Source organism: Paenibacillus aceris (assembly GCF_017874035.1).
GTDB lineage: Bacteria > Bacillota > Bacilli > Paenibacillales > NBRC-103111 > Paenibacillus_E > Paenibacillus_E aceris.
This window is the reverse complement of the sequence record NZ_JAGGKV010000002.1, coordinates 122,591-142,825: the sequence shown is the minus strand read 5'-3', so window position 1 is coordinate 142,825 and position 20,235 is coordinate 122,591. Positions and strand designations below refer to the sequence as shown.

Below are 20,235 nucleotides of genomic sequence, written 5' to 3'. Positions count from 1 at the left end.
TTGTGGAAACAGCATTATCCTTAAAATCGGTTGATGACAAAGAGCAAGCGCTGAATGAGCTGCTTGATTCAGTTCTAAATAAACATCTACAACCCGAAGACTCTTATGAAATTGCAGCTCTTTTGGAATCTATGGGTTGGAATGACGAGCGTGTTGCAGAGCGTTTTGGAGTAGAAGATGTTTTTGAACTGTCTCAAATCATGTGGCAGAGGATGCAACAAAAAATTTTATTTACCCCTTTCGCAAGGGTTCAAAAATATAAATTAACGGAAATAATCGTTGAGTTAACAAGGAATTTTTTACGCGGGGTCATTTTTGCTTTACCGATGGCACTTTCCATCTTGTCAATGTTGACATTGCGTTTCTCGCTTTGGTCATATGAAAATTTGTCAGTTGAATTAGCCACTAGTATCGGAATAGGAACCATTCTTAGTTTCATTACCGTGGGTGGTTTTACACAAGCGATTGCCCGACGTGGATTTTTTTATGTGATTCAAGGCTACTATCAAATGGCTCGGCGAGTTACTTTTTACTTTATTTTGCTAGGATTCATTGTCTGCATCATTATTTGTGTATTTTTGTATTTGTTCAATTTCGTCATTCAAGTACTTCCATTTGATTTGCTAACGATTGCGATATTGTATTATTTTTTCTTGAATGCTATCTGGCTATCCGTAACTGTAATGTACATTTTGAAAAAAGAACTTACATTCACCGGTTTACTAGTAGCGGGAATCGCAATTGTGTATCTGTTTACGTCAATATTCGGGATAGGCAAAATTATTGTAGCCCAGTTGGTTTCATTGTTGATCGTTTCCGTTGCTAGTCTCGGGTTGATTATCTATTACTTTCGAAAAGCCGAACAAAAAGGGGAGAAAGGGATTGCTCCTAGACTTCCCAAAATGTCTGTCACGATATATTCTACCTTACCGTATTTCATTTACGGAGGTATGTACTTCACGTTTTTATATGTTGATCGAATTATGGCATGGTCTACACATGACCCGGCGGGCATGCCATTTTTTATTGTATTCCGCGGTTATTATGAACTTGGTTTAGATTTTGCGTTACTAGTGCTAATTATTCCAATGGGAATGAGCGAAGTTATTTTAAACAAATTGATGAATGACATCCAGACGAGTCAAAAAGCATTTTGGGGACATGAAGCTGAGCAAATGAATCGAATGTACGTCGTGCAATATTGGAAAAGAATTATTTTGGTTGGCATCATTTCAACGCTAAGTGCTATTGCAGTATACCTTGTCACCCATTATGTAACGACTCTTTTTCCTTCTGACGTTGGTCGAATTATTATCAAGGATCCCATCACAAAATCAGTTTTCTTCTGGGCATTGATCGCCTACGTATTCGTCGCAATAGCTTTAATGAACGCGGTGATTCTGTTCTCTCTTTCACAGCCTAAGTTGGCAATTCAAGCGATATGGCCTGCAATGGTATTAAATATTGTCATAGGTTTTCTTTGTACCCGGTGGTGGGGGTATGAATATGCCGTCATCGGATTAATGGCTGGTGCGATTGCATTTCTGATTATATCAACCTTAAATGTTGTTCGCGTTCTAAGGAAGCTAGATTATTATTTGTATGTTGCTTCCTAGAAGTAGCTTGTAAGGAGATGCTGGCATGTATGCGCAACCTTGGAATCAAATTTTTCATTTGATTCATTTTTTCTTCGCTTATCTATTGCTTTTTGTCATATATCCTAAGTTTCTCTTTAAGACGCATAGTACAGATAAGTTGGAGAATTTTACGAGTAATTTTCTAAGGGCGATACAATTGTTTATCGTGATGGGGTATCTGCTTGTGGCGACAAAACTGTTTGAATTTTTGTCGATTACTACGATTATGATATTGCTCGTTATAAACAAGTTTTTAACTGAAAAGTCTAAGGATGAACAAGAACAAGCAGCCAATACATGGAGTACTAGAATTTATGATTACTTCGAAGGATTATTTTCTCTTAGACAAATCGGAGCGAATTGGGGGCGGCAACGCAAAGAGATATTTATTAAAATGTTTAAAAATATCTCAATTCTTCGAGTATTGACTCTTGTGCTCTTTCTAGTTGTTCTTGGCATTTCTGGGTATATCCGATTTTATGACGCTTTTACAAGTCCAGCTCCGGGTATGTCAGATGGAAATGTGACTTTGAAGTTTATGAAATTTATCGATGCCCGTATATTGTTTCCGGATGGATTTTACCCGGCAGGATTTTACATCATTTTGGACTCGGTTTTCAAATATGCCGATATTAATGCGATATATATACTAAAATATATGGGTCCTTTGAATATAGTGCTCATACAAGTAGGTTTTTATTTCGTCGTATCGAGATTTACTGGTAACACTTATTCAGGAATGGCTGCTTTCATCATATACGGATTGCTCGGTCCATTTTTTTCTTATTCCATATACGTTCGTCAGGCAGCTACGAACTCACAGGAGTTCGCGTTTGTTTTTGTTTTACCTGCTCTCTATTTTTACTCGGTATATTTACGTACTGGAAAAAAATACGCGCTTTGGACAGCTTTGGCCGGCACATCGACAGTTGGATTCGTTCACTTGGTTGGATTTGCATGGCTCGGCTTGGGTATGGGTATCATGCTCGTTCTTTACTTGATCTTAAATTGGCGCAAACAGTACACAAGAGCTTTATATGTTTCATTAGCAGGTTTAGGTGCTGCGGTGATGGCAATCATTCCTTACCTAATGTCAAAACTATTCAAAATAGAAGTTCACTCGACTACAGGTACGTACTTGGTAAACAGGTTGCCAGAGGTTTTGAGTCCGAATTTGGATACGGTGGAAAAATTGGCTCTTTATTCGGCAGCTATCGTCTTACTACATGGGATTTTCATGAGAGGAGAGCGCTTATCAAAATTACCCTATCTGTTTAGCAGCCTGTTCACTTTATTAACGTTTCTTATTTATTATTATGGCGGACCTGTTACGCGATTGGAAGTAGTTGCCGCAAGATCGTACGATGTTTGGGTGCTTTGCATCCCTTTCATCATCGGCATGAGTTGGCACACGATTTTTATAGTTTTGTATAAAGTGAAATTTAAAAATAAGATTGAGCTTGTGTTAAGTATAGCGGCTGTAATAGTTTCCTTAGTTTACGTACCGGTCAAACCGATTATCCCTTACAAAATGGAGGCCGATGAGGCAGTCGAGCAGTACTTGAATATTTCAAGTGAGTTTAAGCAATATTTGATAATTTCACCAAGGGTTCAGGAGTACGCGCTAGTGCTTGGTTCAGGAAATCATATGTATTTGGATAAAAATGACCCGCATTTACTCGGCGTATATGATCCGCAGAAAGCGCCTCTTACGCGTTATGGAGAAACCAAACACGATCTGGTCGCTTCTGATATTTTCATTTATTACGAAAAAAATATATATAAACAAGATACTAATGATACTTCAAGCGAGAAACAGAATTACGATGATTATGAAGAGCAATATCCGCGATTGAAAGAATGGATACAGGCCTACAAGGAAGCTCACGCAAACGATAATTCATTCTCTATCTATTTCGAGAACGAAAATTTTATCGTTTACCATTTACATCGAGATGATGAAAGAAAAGATATCATAGATAAAATCTGGAGCTAGTAAGGATGGGGGGAGTACGTTGCTAATGAAGTCAAAGTCAGAGGGGTGGCTATTGGAGGCCAAAGGCTTTTTATTCGGAACGGTTGGTGTCGTTGCTATTTTGAACGGCACTGTAGCGGTCTTAGCCTTTCTTAAAGATGTTTTGACAGCGACTAATTTTGGCACTTCCCTCGCAGCGGATAGTCTCACGCTTGCTTACTTCCTCCCAGATACAATAGGTAACAATCTCATAGCTTCTGCAATTGGAGTTTCTTGTGTCCCGGTTTTCGCCAAAGCGTTCGCTTCTGGAAGTAAAGCTCATTTCGTAAATCTAGTACGAACTACGACAATCTTTTTTTGCCTCTTGGCTTTAGCGGTTTGGTTAGTTCTCTGGTTATACAACAATGAAGCAACTGCCCTACTGGCTGGTTCTAGTACATCCACTCTAGGACGGCTCACCGCTTCGTTAATTCAAATTCTGCTATCGACAATTGTTATATTCCCGGTATTCGCAGTCGGTAGCGCTCTTCTTCAAACCACGGGTATATTTTCAGTCCCTGCAGGTGCGCCTTTACTATCACACTTGTTGATTATTTTGGTGTTAATTTACTCTATGGTCATGCATCTAGATCAAGTTCAGATGGTTTATCTAGTAGCTTGGAGCCTTTTACTCGGAGCCATTGCCATGACAGCATTTATCTGGTTTGTCATATGGCGAAAGAAGCCATTGCGAGCAATGGGTGATAGTCGAATGATTGATCATGCTGCGATTGAGCACATTTCAAGGGACCGGCAAGCCCAAGGCCAGTTGTGGAAGATTTTCGTACCTTATCTATTGATTTTAGCCAGCAGCCAGATTGGCTATTTCGTAGAAAGGAATTTAGCTGCAGGTATGGGATCAGGTATCGTTGCCGGATTGAACTATGCATTTCGTCTTTCTCAGCTTCCTGTATGGGTTTTTGTGGCTGCAATCTACTCGGTTGTTCTCCCGTCGATGTCTCAGGATGTATTCCTGAACCAGACCGTCAAATTAAAGTCGACAATTGCAAACGCGTTTAAGGACATCCTGTTAGTTACTCTGCCCACAACGTTATTTCTTTTTTTCTTAAGGGTTCCGATTATTTCGATCTTATTTCAACGCGGGGCATTTAATGAGCATTCTGTGTACATTACTGCGGAGATTTTAAAAGGCTACTCGCTATCGATCATTGGTTTATCGATTTCAGCTGTTTGCGTGCGGTATTTTCTTGCTGCCGGGAAAATGCTTTTACCGCTGGCAGTTTCAATTTTCGCTTCGGGCGTAAACATTGCAGCAGATTATTTGCTTAAAGATACGTTGGGTGCGGCTAGTCTTGGTTATGGCGCTGCTATTGGAGCAACGGTAAGCGCAGTATTGCTCACAATGCTTATTTCAAAAGAGCTGCAGCTTTCAATCCAGTCAGCAATAAGGATATTTGGAAAAATGCTGATGGCAAATGCACTCCCAAGCCTATTGCTATTTCTGTTATTCCTGTCATGGAATTATTTTGACGGGAACAACGGTAAAGGGATAGGCATCATTATCTTGGCATCGGGATCTTTAGCTTGCTTAGTGATCTATTATGCCACTTTGCGGAAAATTAAACTGATCAGGAATTCCGGCTGGAAGGGGCGTTAGTATGGGCAGCATTAATGTATTAAGAATTATTTACTTGATTGTTGGCGGAAGTTTTGCCGGCATCGTCATGTATTTATTGGCTAAGAAAAAAATCAATGAGAGAAATACATTACTTTGGTTAGCCGGAGCACTCAGCATATTAATCATTTCCGCTTTTCCGTCACTGCTTAACTGGACCGCGAGAAAAATTGGAGTGGATTACCCGCCAGCGCTGCTTTTCTTATTTTCTGCGCTCATCCTGTTGGTAATTGTGCTTCATCAATCGATTCAAATCTCGGTATTAAATGAAAAAGTAAAGCAACTAGCTCAGCATGTGGCTCTGCAAAAAGTTGATGGTGAACAGGAGGGGCAGTGATGAGTAATTTGCCTGACATCTATGAATTTATAGAACAATACGCCATGTATGGAGTAGTTGCACTTGGATTTTTGTTTCTTGTAACACTGCTAGTTTGTATTTGGCAGATCCGTCGAATGACCCTAGTGAGGGAGAGGATGGATCGAGCTAATCTTCTCCTGGAAAATGTCAGAGCCGCAAAAGGAATTGAGTCAAACATCAACTATTTGCTGGAGCGGATAGGAACAGTAATTGAGGCTCCAGTCTATGCGTTCTATATATACGATACAAAGAACAAGCAGTATATCTTAAAAGGTGTTAGACATAGCGAGACTGATTTTGGGAAGGTCAGGCCTTCTTATAGTGGATTAGCTGCTTACAAAAAGGAAGATTACATGCCGCCAATTTCAATCAATATGACTTCTATTCCAAGTAAGTCAGAAATGGTCGACGAGGGAGAGGTTCCTCTTTTGTTCATGCCGCTAGGAGGAATTGGGGCTGTTCGTATTGGTCCGGTCAAAAAAGTCAGCCGAAACACGAAAATGAAGCTTGACGAGTTCGCGACTCAAATCCAATATGTCCTACCGGAATTAATTCTTTCGGAACGTATGCGCAATCAAGTTGACGTTGTCGTAGCATCTGGTAAAGCACTTCAAAACATAAGCGATGCAGCTATTGATCCTAAAGTCACTTTGAATTTAATGTTAATGGCTAGTCTCAAATCAGTAGGAGCTTTTGGTGCTCTTTTCTTTGAAAAATTGTCTGCCTCATGGCAAATTTCCACTTCGATTGGTGTAGAGGCGGAAATCCAAAGGGAGTTGGGACAAAATGATGCATTTCTCAGATTTATTTGCTCACAAATCGAAGGCAAAGAGAGCGTAGTTATTCGAGAAGGCGAAGCAGCGTTCAATGAAATCCCATCTGTGCTAGCCGCTCAGGGCACCCAGACGATTGCGGCAGCTCAAGTCGGTCATCGAGGGATGCTAGTGTACCTGTTTCAAAAAAATACCGTACTAGAAACAGACCCATTTGCCATGATTGCTAATGACCTATTGGATATTATAAATTCGCAGGCCCCAATTCAACATTTGTCGAAGGTTTATATCCGTATTCTCAAAAAATTGGCTCGTATGATGGATAACTTAAATCCGTACACAGTTGGATATTCAGATCAAATGAGCCGCTACGCCATTATTATTGCCAAAGAAATGGGACTTCCCGAGGATGAAATTCGGGACATTGCTTTAGCTGCCTATCTAAGTAATGTAGGTGTCCTGGGATTATCATCTGATCTTTATCAAAAAGAAGGAAAATATACGGAAGCTGAGTTTGAGATGATGAAGCTGCATTCTGAAGTTGGTGCTTCCATCATGAGCGTAACCACAGGGAATAAAAGACTCGCTTCTTTTATTATGTACCATCATGAGCGAATGGATGGAGCTGGGTATCCCGCTGGTCTGAGAGGGGACGAAATTCCGGTTGGAGCGCGTATTTTAGCAGTCGTACAAACGTTCTTGGCCAAAATTAACGGGCGAAAGCAAAGAGACCCGCTTTCTTTTGAGAAAGCCATTCAAATGCTAATCTCCGCATCTGGGACTCAATTGGACAAACAGGTTGTTGATGCACTGGTTCGTTGGTACCAGAGAAAGCGTAGAGATCCTAATTTCGCCGAGCGTTCTCTCGGCAATTGCTGGGAGATGTGCTGCACACCTTCAAGTATTTGTGAGCATTGCCCTGTATATATCAACAGTAACAAAGGAAGCCGGGTTAATTGCTGGGAGGTTGAAGGCAATCTATGCAGTTCACATGGTAAATCGTGTGCAACCTGCTTTGTGCGTACGGAATTTGTAACGAGATCATCGGTGAAGTAGATCTTATGGAACATTTTTTTTGTAACGATCATGTCGAATTGTGCCGTTTGTTATCGGATTCTGGCCTTAATTTGAACGGGATGGAGGCGGTAAGGTGAGTACGGTGCTATGTACTAACGGCGTTACTAGCAAAGCGCTTGCGGTTACTCGCTCGTTGGGTGCTAGAGGAATACGGGTAATAACTGCAGATAAACATTCTTGGCATACAAGCGGGTTTTCAAAATTCAGCCATAAATCGATGGTTTATCCCGACCCCGCAACGAAGAAGAAGCAATTTATTGATTGGGTTGTCAATACTGTAAAGCGTGAAGGTGTGGACATGCTCTTCGTGATGGATGATGACACCATGGAAGCGGTTATTGAACATCGACATCTCCTAGAGCCTCTTTGTCAGCTTACGCTGCCTCCAACGGAGGGATACCGAATCGCTGTAGATAAAGGGCTTTCCGCGCGTTTGGCTAAGGAAGTCGGGGTTCCATGCCCAGAAACAGTAGAACCGTTTTTTTCATCAGAGGAAATCACCGGCAGTCAACTTCTAGGGCTCACCGGCTCCATGCATTATCCGCTTGCGATTAAACCAAGAAAAAGCTCCGGCTCTCGCGGCATCCGTTTTGTGCACAATGAGAATGAACTTTTAGAACAATATCAAGCGGTTCATAGGGAATATCCCAACCCTCTGATTCAAGAGTATATTCCGCTCGGCCCTAAATACGATGTATGCGTTTATTACGATGATAGCCATCAGATGCAAGCATCCTTTGTGCAGCGAGAGATCAGAAATTTCCCTGCAGATCGAGGTCCAAGTACGGTTCGCGAAAGTGTGGAGTACCCTGAATTGATTTCGTATTCACTAGCACTCATGGATAAGCTCTCATGGGTCGGAGTTGCTGATGTGGAATTTATGATTGATCCGCGCAACGGGAAGCCCCAATTCATGGAGATCAATCCGCGGTTTTGGAGCTCAGTGCATCTTGCGATTTGCAGTGGGGTGGATTTTCCATGGATTACCTTTCAATGGATGAACAAGACCGCATCGGAGCCCGTTCACGATTACACTTTGGGACAACAAGGCCGCGCTCTATTACCTGGGGATACGCTGCATTATCTTACTAATCCTAATCGCAAAGCAATGGATCCGCCTTATTGGACCTTACAAGTGCCGGACGACATTATATCGAGGAGAGATCCATGGCCAACGGCTGGATTTTTCTTGTCCGCCATTCGATATTCTTTGAATCCTAGAACAACTTGGAAATTTTTAATTCGCCGTTGAGAGGTGATCGCTTTGGAAAATGTATTAACTATTGATCTAGAGGAATGGTATCACGCGAATTATGAAGATAACTTATTTCAGCCCGGTCAGGATTATGAGGAGCGGGTAATCGGAAATACAAACAAAATGCTCGATTTATTTGACCGATATCAAGCGAAAGCAACATTCTTTACACTGGGCATGATCGCCGAGAAGTATCCGGAACTCGTCCGTCTTATTCATAAAAGAGGGCACGAGATTGCCTCACACGGCTACGGGCATCAATTGATTTATAATCAAAGCGAACAGGAGTTTGAGGAAGATTTGCAAAAATCGATAATAACCATCGAAAAGGCAATTGGCCAAAGACCAAAGGGATTTCGGGCTCCGTCATGGTCTGTAAAGCACGAGACGCCATGGGTATTCTCCGTTCTCAAACGCAATGGTATTGAGTATGATGCCAGCATTTTTCCAGTGAAAACATTTCTTTACGGGATTCCTGATGCCCCCAGAATGCCATTTCAAATGAACTTCCGTGAGGGAAGCATGTTAGAATTTCCAACTTCAACCGTTCAGTTAGGTTCCAAGAATGTTCCTTTTTCCGGAGGGTTTTACTTCCGTTTTCTCCCTTACGCGGTGATTCGACGAATGTTTCGCGTTTTAAACAAAGCAGGTCAGCCTGTCATTTTCTATTTGCATCCTAGAGAAATTGATCCGCATCAGCCAAAACTGGAGAAGCTCTCCTTCAGGGATCATTTTATACATTACTATCAAATAGGCAGTTGTGAACGAAAGTTAGAGAAGTTATTGAGAGAGTTTCGGTTTACGACGGTTGAAAACTATTTATTTCATTCGCAAAAAGAGTTTGATGTCGTATGGAGCTTAAATGAAAGTGCTGTTTACAGACCTGCAGGCGCAGGCGGCCGAACGATTAGCGGATAGCAGACAGGAGGTTGACTGGTTATGAGGATTCTCATTATTGTTCCTGCTTTTAATGAAGAACAGAATATTGTGAAAACAATCAATAGCATTAAAAATGCCGGTAACTTTGATATTCTAGTCATTAATGACAGGTCTATCGATCAAACTTTACTTTTGGCGAAAACGCAGAAGAATATCAAAATCATTGACCTTGCCTGTAATCTAGGAATCGGCGGAGCGGTCCAGACCGGATATAAGTATGCGGAGCAGCACAATTATGATATCGCGATTCAAATTGATGGGGACGGTCAGCATGATCCGAATTTTATTGAAAAAGTCGTCACTCCAATTACCCAAGATGGCTACGATATTGTAATCGGATCTCGTTTCATCAATTACGAAGGCTTTCAATCTACTAAAATGAGAAGGGTAGGGATCTTGTATATCCAGCATCTAATTCGTATGATAAGCGGTATGCAAATTACGGACCCAACTTCTGGATTCAGAGCTTTCGGTAAACGTGCAATTTCCTATTTTGCCAAGCATTATCCAAACGATTACCCGGAGCCGGAATCCATCGTTATTGCGCACCGTTTGGGCATGAAAATTAAAGAGGTACCTGTTGTGATGCGAGCTCGTGAGTCAGGGAGTTCATCCATTTATTCATACAAAAGTGTCTACTATATGTTAAAAGTGACATTATCGATAATGGTTGCTAGATTAACTCGAGTAATGAGAGATGCGTGAGTGCAGAAAAGGAGTCCATTCGAGATGTGGAAGCAGCTACAAAAGATTGTTTTAAAACTGGATTTTCATGAACTGCTTAGTTTAGCCATGTTGTTAACTCTAACGGTCATCTATGAAGTGGGCTTGGAAACTGAAAGCTTGATGGATGAAATCTTTCGTATCGCTTCGACAGCAGGTCCCATAACCAAAAGTATCACTTTGCTCATGATCATATTTCTAATGACTGCCGTTTTTGTGAAAAATGTACGGTTTGCAGGTCACGCAAAGCTTCTATCCCGTGTAATGGCTTCTTTCTTAGTCATGCTCATTTCATTTGAAGCCGTTGTTCATTATATTTCAGCCCGCGGATTACCGCTGTTGGACTCGGCTTTGCAGGACTGGGATGCAACTTTATTTTTCGGTAAACAACCGGCTGTTTGGCTTGAACCGATCAACAATACTCCACTAACACTATGGTTTAGTGCAACCTACTTATCTTGGTTTATATTTACTTATGGTTCAATTTTTCTCATGTGGTGGTGTAGCCGTAAAGCATTGTTGGAATATACGACAATAGCATTAATGACTTTCTATATAGGTTATTTACTGTATATAATTGTACCAGGGATAGGACCCATCTTTACATATACGTACTCAACCCCGCTCGGGGGATTGACGGCTATGATGATGGATAATAAAGTTTTTACGCCGGCAGCTGACGTATTCCCAAGTTTACATACTGGAATTTCCGTTGTTATGCTTGTCCTTGTGTGGAGATATAGCCGAAAATGGATGTGGCTCTATGCCCCTATTATGTTTTCGATTATCCTAGCGACTGTCTATTTGCGTATACATTATGGAGTAGATGTTATCGCAGGTGTTATTTTATCTCTGTTAGTTGCATGGATATGTCCTAAAATACTAGCATTTTGGGCTAAGCAACGAGATCGCGTTGTTAAATCGTCATTACCTTTCACAGAAAAAGTGAATTTTTCCGATCCCAATAAATCGAGACCGGCATAAAAAGAACACCTCATTCCAGCCACGGAATGAAGTGTTCTTTTATGGTTAACGAGTTTGACCAAATGTTCCTTCATACAAAAACTCGCTTACCGGACGCCGAGTGGAAGGAGCTTCACGCTCTTGAAAGCGTTCCGGCAATTCTTCTACTGGACCACGATAGCCAATTGCAATGACAGCATGTGTTTGGTAATCTTCCGGAATCTGAAGCGTCTCACGCGCTTGATTATGATCAAAGCCACCCATAGCATGTGTGATTAAACCTTGATTGTTGGCTTCTAACGCCAGGTATCCCCACGCAGCTCCTGTATCGAAAGCATGACTTGGAGAGTTATTCCCGTTAGTCGCTTTTGTATAGGAAATGGCGAGAGCAAGGACTGGAGCTTTTTCACACCATTCCCGGTTGGCTGGCGCGATAAAGCTATGAAATTTAGCTCGCTGCTCGTCTGTACGAGCAACAATAAAGCGCCACGGCTGCAAATTGCTGCCGGAAGGTGCCCAGCGAGCCGCTTCGAACAGGCTAAGGAGTACGTCTTCGGTTACCTCTTGATTCGTAAACGAGCGAGGGGACCAACGCGTCAGGAATTGCGGATTGATTTCGTGATCCGGTTGGCGAGTGGATTCGACTTCGACGGGTAAAGATGTTGTCATTATGAATTCCTCCTTATGTATGTGCTCTACCTAATTTTACCTGATTTCGCTGTCCAATACGAGTTTTGAAAAATATCCATGACCTGTATGTGTTTTCCCGAAAATGGAAAAGCTAAAGGTTATGAAATAAAGTACCGAGACGAGGTGCGAGGAACCGTGAATTTTACTAGTCATGATGTTGTGATCATTGAAAGAGCTTTGAGAACTGCGATGAAACATGATATGGAAGAGCACCGTTCTAGAGATTACCAGGAAGTTTTGATCAAGATGCAAGAAAGTGCGATACAAGCCTTCAGAGCCAATGCTCCAACCGCAACTGCTGATCACGAAGGGATTCGGTATGATTATGATGATTCATCCGATCTCATGTAGACATACGAACGTATATTCTGTAAAATAGAAGAAATGAGATTGGTAAGGAGATTCGACGTATGAATCCTTTAACAGGTAAGGTTTCTTCTATGAATGAAATGATTGACTGGCTGCGCAAGCAACAGGACATCATGTCACAAGTTACATATTGGCACACCATACCCCCGCGCGATCCGAAGCTGGCTGATTTTCCAGCGGGATTGCACGAGGGTATTCGAGCTGCGCTGAAGCATAAGCAGATTAAGCAGCTATATACGCATCAAGCGGAGTCGTTCCGTCAGGCAACGGCCGGTCATCATGTGGTTACGGTGACACCGACGGCATCAGGTAAGACGCTATGTTACAATCTTCCGGTTTTGCAAAAAATTCTGGAGAATGATGCTTCACGTGCATTGTATTTATTTCCAACTAAGGCGCTCGCGCAGGATCAGGTTGCCGAGCTGCAGGAAATGGTAGATTTCATGGAGGTAGATATCAAAACGCATACCTATGACGGCGATACGCCGCCAACGGTTAGACAAGCGATCCGCAATGCCGGGCATATTGTCGTGACGAATCCGGATATGCTGCATTCCGCGATCCTCCCCCACCATACCAAATGGGTGAAGCTGTTTGAAAACTTGAATTACATTGTGATCGATGAGGTGCATTCCTATCGCGGTGTTTTTGGCAGTCATGTGGCTAATGTCATTCGCAGACTGAAGCGCATTTGCCGGTTTTATGGATCGAAGCCGCAATTTATTTGCGCGTCGGCGACGATCGATAATCCGAAGGAGCATGCGGAGCGGCTTATTGGAGAAAGCGTAGCGCTGATAGACAATAACGGAGCGCCGGCAGGCGAGAAGCACTTTGTTTTTTATAACCCGCCAGTGGTGAATCAGCAGCTGGGGATTCGTAGAAGCTCCGTCTTGGAGACGCGCAAGCTGGCAGGCACGCTGCTGCGAAGCGGAATCCAGACGATTGTGTTTGCAAGAAGCCGCGTACGCGTGGAGATTTTGCTGACCTACCTTCAGGAGCTCGTGACCCACGAGCTGGGCAGCAAATCGATCCGCGGCTACCGCGGCGGTTATCTCCCGAAGCTGCGCCGGGAGATCGAGAAAGGCCTCCGTAGCGGAGAAATCCGCGGCGTTGTGAGCACGAACGCGCTGGAGCTGGGCATCGACATCGGCCAGCTGCAAGCGTGCGTGCTCAATGGCTATCCGGGCACGATAGCCAGCACTTGGCAGCAGTCCGGGCGTGCCGGACGGCGGCAGGAGACCTCGCTGACGGTTCTCGTCGCGAGCAGCAATCCGCTGGATCAGTACTTGATCCAGAATCCGCGTTATTTCTTCGAACGCCCGCCAGAGCAGGCGCGTATTCATCCTGATAACTTGATCATACTTGTCGATCATGTGAAATGCGCCGCATATGAGCTTCCTTTTGAAGCGAATGAAAAGTTCGGTGACGAGTCGCTCACGGATGTCCTGGAATATTTAACCGAGGAGCAGGTGCTGCATCAAGTGAATGACCGCTGGTACTGGATGGAGCAATCATTTCCGGCGCACAACATTTCATTGCGGTCTGCAGCACAAGAAAACTTCATTATTATCGATATGACCAATGCGAATCGAGTGATCGGGGAATGCGATCGTTTCAGTGCGCCTACCCTTATTCATGAAGAGGCGATATATATACATGAGGGTGTCCAATTTCAGGTGGAGAAACTGGATTATGAAGAGAAGAAGGCGTTTGTCCGTCAAGTTGATGTGGACTATTTCACCGATGCCAGCTTGGCGGTGCAGCTGAAGGTGCTGCATGTGAACCGTGAAGGGCGGAGCGGCGGATTGCTGCGGCAGCTAGGAGAGGTGACGGTCAATGCGCAGCCAACAATTTTCAAGAAAATCCGACTGAGGACTCATGAGAACATAGGTTCGGGACCCATCCGTTTGCCGGAAGAAGAGCTGCATACCAGTTCGTACTGGTTCACCTTTGACGAAGACATGTCGGCAGGCCGTTCAGCCAACGACATGCAGCATGCGCTGCTCGGCATTGCGAATGTCCTTTCGCATCTTGCCCCGCTGTATTTAATGTGCGATCCGATGGATATTCGAGTTGTCCCGCAGGTTAAGGCGGTGCATAACAAGCTGCCGACGGTGTTTTTCTATGACCGGTACCCCGGAGGCGTCGGGTTGAGCGACCGGTTGTATGAGGTGCACGGTCAGCTCATGGATCAAGCGCGCAGCCTCATCCAAAGCTGCGGCTGCATCAGCGGCTGCCCTGCTTGCGTCGGGCCGATCGAAGAGGTCGGCTTGCTCGGCAAGAAGCTCGCCCTGGAGCTGCTGGCGCAGCTGGATGGCGGTGCCCGATGAGCGGGCTCCGCGAAAGGCTCGGCCGTCTGCGGGGGCCCGCAGCGGCGCAGACCGCGCCGCCGACTTTGCCTGTGGCAGACGACGAGTGGGTGCAGCTCGGCGCGCATATTGAGACGAGCCCGGCAGGCTCGTTCGTCATGCGGCGCCGCGAGTACGGCACGGACAGCGTGCATGGCAAGTATCGGCTGCGGGAGCTGGCCGATTGTGCGCAGCAGCTGTCCTGCTTTCACGACCGCGCCGCTGTCGTCCGGCACGATGCGCTGCTGTTCTTTGATACCGAGACGACAGGGCTCGGTGTCGGTGCTGGCAACGTGCCGTTTATGGTCGGCATCGGCTATTACACGGATGAGCTGTTCACGGTGGAACAGCTTTTGATTCGCAATCCGGCGGAGGAGCAAGCTATGCTTGTATATTTGCAAGAGCTGCTTGACCGCTTCACGCATATTGTTTCCTATAACGGCCGAACCTTTGATTGGCCGATTCTTAAAAATCGCTACGTTCTCAACCGTCTCACATTGGATGATTCGAAGCTTCTTCAGCTTGATTTGCTCTATCCTTCCAGAAGCTTGTGGCGAAATACGCTGCCATCCTGCCGATTGAGCAAGGTTGAAGAGAGCCGACTTGGCTTTGAGCGCGTGGACGATGTTCCTGGCTCCATGGCACCGGCCCTTTATTTTCAGTACTTGGCGGAGAAGAATCCGGCTGTCCTGCAGGGCGTTTTCGTGCATAATGAGCATGATATCGTCACATTAGCGGCTTTAGCGATTCATTTTTCCAAGCTGTTAAGCGGAGACATGGTACCTGTTCCAACCGTGCCCAGCACTGAACTTGATGACGAAGCTGTTTCGGAGAGAATTCCCGCACAGAGTGCCGAACTCGAATTAGAAGAGCTATTTCGAACAGGTCTCTGGTTAGACAAAATGGAACGGTTTGCGCTAGCGGAGACGTTCCTCGAACATTTATTTTCCAGGCTCATGCTTGAACCCAAACCCTCGAACACCTCTCAGCATGAATCAGCCATTCTGCAATTAGCTGCCTTTTATAAGAAGAAAGGTGATTATCTTCGTGCCGTAGATTTGTGGAAACGATGGATTCACATCAAGAATGCAAGTTTAGCGCTGCAATTGGAGCCTTATTTGGAGCTGGCAATGTATTATGAGCATCGAGAGCGGAATTTGAATCAGGCCATCTTTTATGCTGAAGAGGCTTGGGCTAAGCTTTGGCGTAGGCGCTCCCTGCATCGCGGTGATCGTAAGCAGAATGAAATCGAGGAAGCGTTAGAGAAGCGTATTCACCGATTGAAAGATAAATTGAGAAAGACCGAGAATTCACCGGTCCGCGAAGCATCCACCTCTAGAAACGGCAAGCCAAGAACAAAAGCCACAAAAGGCAAAACAAACAGGTTGAAACCAATTTACGTGAGTGAGGGATTGATTTAAGTCGCGTTAAATTCCGTTTACTTTCCCTTCCAATTGGATATACAAGGAAGAAAACGGCAAGGAGCAAGTGTCATGCCTGAGCTACCGGAGATGGAGACATATCGTCAGCAGCTAACGAGACTCATTCAAAACGCGCCTATTACAGGGGCGGAAGTAACCCGTCCGAAATCTTTAAACGTGGAGCCTGAACGGTTTATTCAGAAATTGACCGGCAATCGGATTGTGCATATTGATCGCCGTGCAAAGCATTTGCTTTTTCATTTGAGTTCAGGCGAAGTATTATTGCTGCATTTAATGCTGGGTGGATGGATGTTCTTCGGAACGGAGGAGGAGAAGCCGGACCGGACGACGCAAGTGGTCATTCATTATGGTGACAAACACTTATATTTCATTGGATTACGCCTAGGTTATTTGCATATGTATGCCTTGCCTGAGGTTGCAACGTTATTAAGTAAGCTAGGACCAGAGCCTTTAGATGCTGGCTTTACATTTGCCCGGTTTCAGAATGTTCTCAAAGGTAAGAAAGGCAATCTGAAAGTAACGTTAGTCGATCAATCTTTTTTATCAGGTATTGGGAATTGTTATTCGGATGAGATATGTTTTTCTGCGGGGATTCTGCCTCTGCGTAAGCTGTCAACGCTAACTGAAGAGGAGCAGCACCGTCTTTTCTTGGCGATGCGTTCAGTTTTGCTCGAAGCTATTCAGTACGGCGGTTATATCGATGAGCCTTTATTTGTCGGAGATCGGTTAACAGGGCAGTTTGACGCGAAATGCCGCGTATATGACCGAGAAGGTGAACCCTGCTTACGCTGTGGTCATCCGCTTGTGAAGACAGAAGTTTCTAGTCGCAAATGCTTTTACTGTGCGAACTGTCAATCGTGAAAGGGCTGAGGGGTCATGTATGTTGGCGCTCATGTTAGTACGCGGGGAGGATATATTGGATCGGCAAAAACAGCGTTATCCATGGGCGCAAATGCTTTTCAATATTTTCCAATGAATCCAAGGAGTCTTTCTACAAAAACGGTAAATTTGCGTGATGCCGCTGCCTGTGCTGCATTTTGCCGGGAGCACGACATGCTATCGATCGGACATGCTCCATATCCTCTGAATCCGGCGGCAGACGAGGCTGAGCGAGAGTTAATGGTGAAGCTGTTAAAGAACGGACTCGAAATAACCAACGCATGCGGATCCGTCGGATTAGTGGTTCATTTTGGAAAATATGTTGGAAAAGACCCGTTACAAGGCTATAAAAATATAATACAATGTTTGAATAGCGCCACTCATGGCTATGAGGGGGCGTCTTTCATTCTGCTTGAGAATCAAGCCGGCGAAGGATCTCAGCTAGGGCTTACTTTGGAAGAGATGGTCCAGGTGCGTAAGTTGTGCCGGAACCCAGAGAAAGTTGGTTTCTGTTTAGATACGTGCCATGCGTTTGCTAGCGGTTTATGGCAAAACCATGGTTGGTCAGAGCTTGAGGCCAAAGGGAGTCACCTTGATTACTTTCCCCATTTGAAGGCCGTTCATTTGAATGATTCGCTTCATCCTTATGGCTCGCGAAGAGATCGCCATGCGAACATTGGAATGGGATATATTGGCCAACATAATTTCGAGGAACTGTTGTCCTCATCTTATTTGAAGCATATCCCTGTCGTTCTCGAAACGGGAAAAGGGCCCGACGGCACCCATGCTGAGGAAATTGCTTTGGTTAAAGCTTTATCCCGTGACGCTTAATGACGCACTGCACTGCATGCACAGGAAGGGAGGGAAATCCAGTCATGATTCATGTATACTTAGATGATCTGCGCCCTTGTCCCCAAGGTTTTACGCTTGCCAGAAATATACAGGAGTGTCTACTGCTGCTCGAAGAATGCGACGTTGACATTTTATCGTTAGATCATGATATGGGCTGGATGACGAAGCAAACAGGCATGGATGTAGTCATATGGCTGGTTCAAAAGCGGAAATTCCCTAAGAGCATTTATATCCATACTTCAAGCCAGACGGCTTGTACGGCAATGTATCAAATGCTGTATACAGCCAAGCCTGAAGGGGTGCATATATACCCACACCCGATACCGGACGATTTGCTGCTGCAAATTGCACAGAGAACTTAGTGTAAGAAGAAAGGAATGTAGCATAAGATGATTCATTTATCACATATTCATTTTATTCGAGGAGAAAGACATATTTTAAATGATGTGAATGTACATATTAATCCCGGTGAACACTGGGTATTGTTAGGTCGTAACGGATCTGGCAAAACAACTCTGCTCGAAATGATGAATGGTTATGAATTTCCAAGTCGGGGAACCGTAGACGTGTTGGGTAACCGATATGGGCAGTGTGATGTGAGGGAAGTCCGAAAGAAGATTGGTTATATTTCTCAGTCACTTATGGAAAAATTAAATCTAAGCGACCCAGTTATTGAAGTTGTGGCTACAGGTGAGTATGCCTATCTTCGCTTTTATCAGGAGATTCCACAAGATGTTCTGGATCGCGCAATGGTCATGCTGGAGCGTGTGCGCATCCCTCATTTGGCTCATCAAACGTTAGGCAGTTTGTCGCAAGGCGAAAGGAAAAAAGTCATGCTGGCCAGGTCGTTAATGATGAAGCCGTCACTTCTTGTGTTGGATGAACCGGCTGCAGGCTTAGATTTATACGAACGGGAACGTTTTTTAAGAGATGTCAATGAGCTTAGCAAACAGGACATTACAGTCGTTTATGTGACCCATCATATTGAAGAAATCATTCCGTTAATTACACATGTTGCCATTATTGAACAGGGTGAGTTAATTGCTGCAGGACCTAAGAAAGAGGTGCTGACGCCGGAAAATATCCGGAAAGCTTTCGACGTGGATATTGCATTGGAATGGTTTCAGGATCGACCGTGGATTAAGGTTTTGGATTAAAGACGATAAAGGATGCGGCTATGACACAAATTACGACATACATTGGTACTTCGAATCACGGGTTCGCGCAGTATGCGCAAGATGAAATCCGTAAGTTATTTCCGCTGACCAAGTTCACATTGCTTGTGCCAACAGAAGTATTTTTATTCGAAGTGCCCGAAGGCACAGAAGATGCAATAACAACCATCAAAGAGCAGGAACCTATTTTTCTGCGACATATACAACCTGTTTTACAAGACTGGGAAATCACCGGAACGGAAGTAGATCTTGAACATCTCAAAAGTTGGTTGAACAATGCGTACGCAGCGGGTCTCCTTCATTCTGGAGAAAAGATCGCCATCCAAGTGCGTAAAGAAGAACGCGCAGATGTACCCTATGCTCCTTTTTCGGTCAAGGCCGCGTTAGACGAGATTCTTGTTTCGGAGATTCATGCTGAACCGGTAGTTCGTTATGCCGATCAAATTATTTCCATTTACATCAACGCCAAAAAGCTGTTTGTAGGGCTATCTAAGCCAGCGGACAATTTGTCCGATTGGTCGGGCGGAGCCATTCGCTTCATGAAGGAAGAGGACCAAATTTCACGCGCCAAATTCAAACTTTTGGAAGCGGAACAGCGGTTTGGAATTGATTTTAGCATTGCTAGAACAGCGCTTGATATCGGAGCCGCACCTGGTGGTTGGACGTCCTTGTTGTTAGAACGCGGCTTACAAGTCACAGCTATTGACCCAGCGGCAATGAGTCCAAGGCTGCTTGGCAACTCTAGTCTTAAGATTTATAAGAAAAATGCAAGCGATGTGAAGCTGCGTGATAACGAGTTTGACTTACTTGTTTGTGACATGAGCTGGGACCCCCGGCAAATGGGGCGTTTGGTCGCAGATTTGCTCTACTCACTGCAAAGTGGCGGTACAGCGATCATTACGGTCAAACTTATGCATAAAAAGCCGTTTCAAACGGTTCGGGACATATTACGTATTCTGGAACCATCCCTTTTCTTGCTTAAAGCGAAACAGCTTTTTCACAACCGAGAAGAGTTAACTCTTTATTTGCAGAAGATGTAGTTTGTGGAAAAAAATGTAGATTTCAATTAAAATCCCTCTTATAATCAAGGTAATTAATAACTTGA

Annotated in this window: 18 protein-coding genes; 17 read left to right on the top strand and 1 reads right to left on the bottom strand. The window is 44.3% G+C overall.

All coding sequences use genetic code 11. The features are described from left to right. Positions 1 to 2: 2 nt before the first annotated feature. The 9 genes from pelG (at position 3) to J2Z65_RS04795 (ending at position 11,396) form a co-directional block, all read left to right on the top strand. Positions 3 to 1,616 (top strand): exopolysaccharide Pel transporter PelG, encoded by a 1,614-nt coding sequence (gene pelG / locus J2Z65_RS04835; protein WP_167054082.1) that lies wholly within the window; start codon positions 3 to 5, stop codon positions 1,614 to 1,616. 25 nt (positions 1,617 to 1,641) lie between these two features. Then, positions 1,642 to 3,633 carry a hypothetical protein gene (locus J2Z65_RS04830; RefSeq protein WP_167054084.1) on the top strand — a complete coding sequence of 664 codons (1,992 nt, stop codon included), beginning with the start codon at positions 1,642 to 1,644 and terminating at the stop codon, positions 3,631 to 3,633. A 52-nt stretch (positions 3,634 to 3,685) separates the two neighbouring features. Beyond that, complete coding sequence (gene murJ, locus J2Z65_RS04825) at positions 3,686 to 5,269, top strand: murein biosynthesis integral membrane protein MurJ (protein WP_167054086.1); 1,584 nt, start codon at positions 3,686 to 3,688, stop codon at positions 5,267 to 5,269. A gap of 1 nt (position 5,270) precedes the next feature. After that, positions 5,271 to 5,624 (top strand): DUF2304 domain-containing protein, encoded by a 354-nt coding sequence (locus J2Z65_RS04820; protein WP_167054088.1) that lies wholly within the window; start codon positions 5,271 to 5,273, stop codon positions 5,622 to 5,624. Beyond that, complete coding sequence (locus J2Z65_RS04815; protein WP_209855778.1) at positions 5,624 to 7,474, top strand: HD-GYP domain-containing protein; 1,851 nt, start codon at positions 5,624 to 5,626, stop codon at positions 7,472 to 7,474. Before J2Z65_RS04820 ends, J2Z65_RS04815 begins: the two co-directional genes overlap by 1 nt. A gap of 94 nt (positions 7,475 to 7,568) precedes the next feature. Continuing rightward, the gene (locus J2Z65_RS04810; protein ID WP_167054092.1) at positions 7,569 to 8,747 is read left to right on the top strand and encodes an ATP-binding protein; all 1,179 of its coding nucleotides are present in this window, start codon (positions 7,569 to 7,571) and stop codon (positions 8,745 to 8,747) included. A 12-nt stretch (positions 8,748 to 8,759) separates the two neighbouring features. Next, a complete protein-coding gene (locus J2Z65_RS04805) occupies positions 8,760 to 9,668 on the top strand; it encodes an XrtA system polysaccharide deacetylase (protein ID WP_167054094.1) in 909 nt (302 codons plus the stop codon). Positions 9,669 to 9,689: 21 nt separating this feature from the next. Next, complete coding sequence (locus J2Z65_RS04800; RefSeq protein WP_167054096.1) at positions 9,690 to 10,394, top strand: glycosyltransferase family 2 protein; 705 nt, start codon at positions 9,690 to 9,692, stop codon at positions 10,392 to 10,394. Positions 10,395 to 10,418: 24 nt separating this feature from the next. Beyond that, positions 10,419 to 11,396 carry a phosphatase PAP2 family protein gene (locus J2Z65_RS04795; protein WP_167054098.1) on the top strand — a complete coding sequence of 326 codons (978 nt, stop codon included), beginning with the start codon at positions 10,419 to 10,421 and terminating at the stop codon, positions 11,394 to 11,396. 45 nt (positions 11,397 to 11,441) lie between these two features. On the opposite strand, the gene J2Z65_RS04790 is transcribed toward J2Z65_RS04795, so the two are convergent. Then, entirely contained in the window at positions 11,442 to 12,044 is a 603-nt protein-coding gene (locus J2Z65_RS04790; protein WP_167054100.1) for a nitroreductase family protein, read from the bottom strand. A gap of 156 nt (positions 12,045 to 12,200) precedes the next feature. On the opposite strand from J2Z65_RS04790, the gene J2Z65_RS04785 reads away from it, so the two are divergent. From J2Z65_RS04785 to J2Z65_RS04750, 8 genes are all read left to right on the top strand, one after another. Beyond that, positions 12,201 to 12,416, top strand: a complete 216-nt coding sequence (locus tag J2Z65_RS04785) for a hypothetical protein (protein ID WP_167054102.1) — start codon at positions 12,201 to 12,203, stop codon at positions 12,414 to 12,416. A 59-nt stretch (positions 12,417 to 12,475) separates the two neighbouring features. Beyond that, positions 12,476 to 14,764 carry a DEAD/DEAH box helicase gene (locus J2Z65_RS04780; RefSeq protein WP_167054104.1) on the top strand — a complete coding sequence of 763 codons (2,289 nt, stop codon included), beginning with the start codon at positions 12,476 to 12,478 and terminating at the stop codon, positions 14,762 to 14,764. Then, positions 14,761 to 16,203, top strand: coding sequence for a ribonuclease H-like domain-containing protein (locus J2Z65_RS04775; protein ID WP_167054106.1), 1,443 nt, complete (start codon positions 14,761 to 14,763; stop codon positions 16,201 to 16,203). The genes J2Z65_RS04780 and J2Z65_RS04775 overlap by 4 nt, the downstream gene beginning before the upstream one ends. Positions 16,204 to 16,275: 72 nt before the next feature. Beyond that, complete coding sequence (gene mutM / locus J2Z65_RS04770; RefSeq protein WP_167054107.1) at positions 16,276 to 17,085, top strand: bifunctional DNA-formamidopyrimidine glycosylase/DNA-(apurinic or apyrimidinic site) lyase; 810 nt, start codon at positions 16,276 to 16,278, stop codon at positions 17,083 to 17,085. Positions 17,086 to 17,100: 15 nt separating this feature from the next. Beyond that, positions 17,101 to 17,934, top strand: coding sequence for a deoxyribonuclease IV (locus J2Z65_RS04765; protein ID WP_167054109.1), 834 nt, complete (start codon positions 17,101 to 17,103; stop codon positions 17,932 to 17,934). Positions 17,935 to 17,978: 44 nt separating this feature from the next. Next, a complete protein-coding gene (locus tag J2Z65_RS04760) occupies positions 17,979 to 18,317 on the top strand; it encodes a cyclic-phosphate processing receiver domain-containing protein (protein WP_167054111.1) in 339 nt (112 codons plus the stop codon). A gap of 27 nt (positions 18,318 to 18,344) precedes the next feature. Further along, positions 18,345 to 19,112, top strand: coding sequence for an ABC transporter ATP-binding protein (locus J2Z65_RS04755; protein WP_167054113.1), 768 nt, complete (start codon positions 18,345 to 18,347; stop codon positions 19,110 to 19,112). A 20-nt stretch (positions 19,113 to 19,132) separates the two neighbouring features. Beyond that, entirely contained in the window at positions 19,133 to 20,170 is a 1,038-nt protein-coding gene (locus tag J2Z65_RS04750; protein WP_167054115.1) for an SAM-dependent methyltransferase, read from the top strand. The last annotated feature ends 65 nt before the right edge of the window (positions 20,171 to 20,235 follow it).

Bases quoted from the DNA above. Each gene is read 5' to 3' on its own strand.
- J2Z65_RS04780 (WP_167054104.1), top strand. From the start codon at position 12,476: ATGAATCCTTTAACAGGTAAGGTTTCTTCTATGAATGAAATGATTGAC.
- J2Z65_RS04755 (WP_167054113.1), top strand. From the start codon at position 18,345: ATGATTCATTTATCACATATTCATTTTATTCGAGGAGAAAGACATATT.
- J2Z65_RS04765 (WP_167054109.1), top strand. From the start codon at position 17,101: ATGTATGTTGGCGCTCATGTTAGTACGCGGGGAGGATATATTGGATCG.
- J2Z65_RS04800 (WP_167054096.1), top strand. From the start codon at position 9,690: ATGAGGATTCTCATTATTGTTCCTGCTTTTAATGAAGAACAGAATATT.
- J2Z65_RS04820 (WP_167054088.1), top strand. From the start codon at position 5,271: ATGGGCAGCATTAATGTATTAAGAATTATTTACTTGATTGTTGGCGGA.
- J2Z65_RS04775 (WP_167054106.1), top strand. From the start codon at position 14,761: ATGAGCGGGCTCCGCGAAAGGCTCGGCCGTCTGCGGGGGCCCGCAGCG.
- J2Z65_RS04830 (WP_167054084.1), top strand. From the start codon at position 1,642: ATGTATGCGCAACCTTGGAATCAAATTTTTCATTTGATTCATTTTTTC.
- J2Z65_RS04750 (WP_167054115.1), top strand. From the start codon at position 19,133: ATGACACAAATTACGACATACATTGGTACTTCGAATCACGGGTTCGCG.
- J2Z65_RS04760 (WP_167054111.1), top strand. From the start codon at position 17,979: ATGATTCATGTATACTTAGATGATCTGCGCCCTTGTCCCCAAGGTTTT.
- mutM (WP_167054107.1), top strand. From the start codon at position 16,276: ATGCCTGAGCTACCGGAGATGGAGACATATCGTCAGCAGCTAACGAGA.
- J2Z65_RS04795 (WP_167054098.1), top strand. From the start codon at position 10,419: ATGTGGAAGCAGCTACAAAAGATTGTTTTAAAACTGGATTTTCATGAA.
- J2Z65_RS04815 (WP_209855778.1), top strand. From the start codon at position 5,624: ATGAGTAATTTGCCTGACATCTATGAATTTATAGAACAATACGCCATG.
- J2Z65_RS04790 (WP_167054100.1), bottom strand. From the start codon at position 12,044: ATGACAACATCTTTACCCGTCGAAGTCGAATCCACTCGCCAACCGGAT.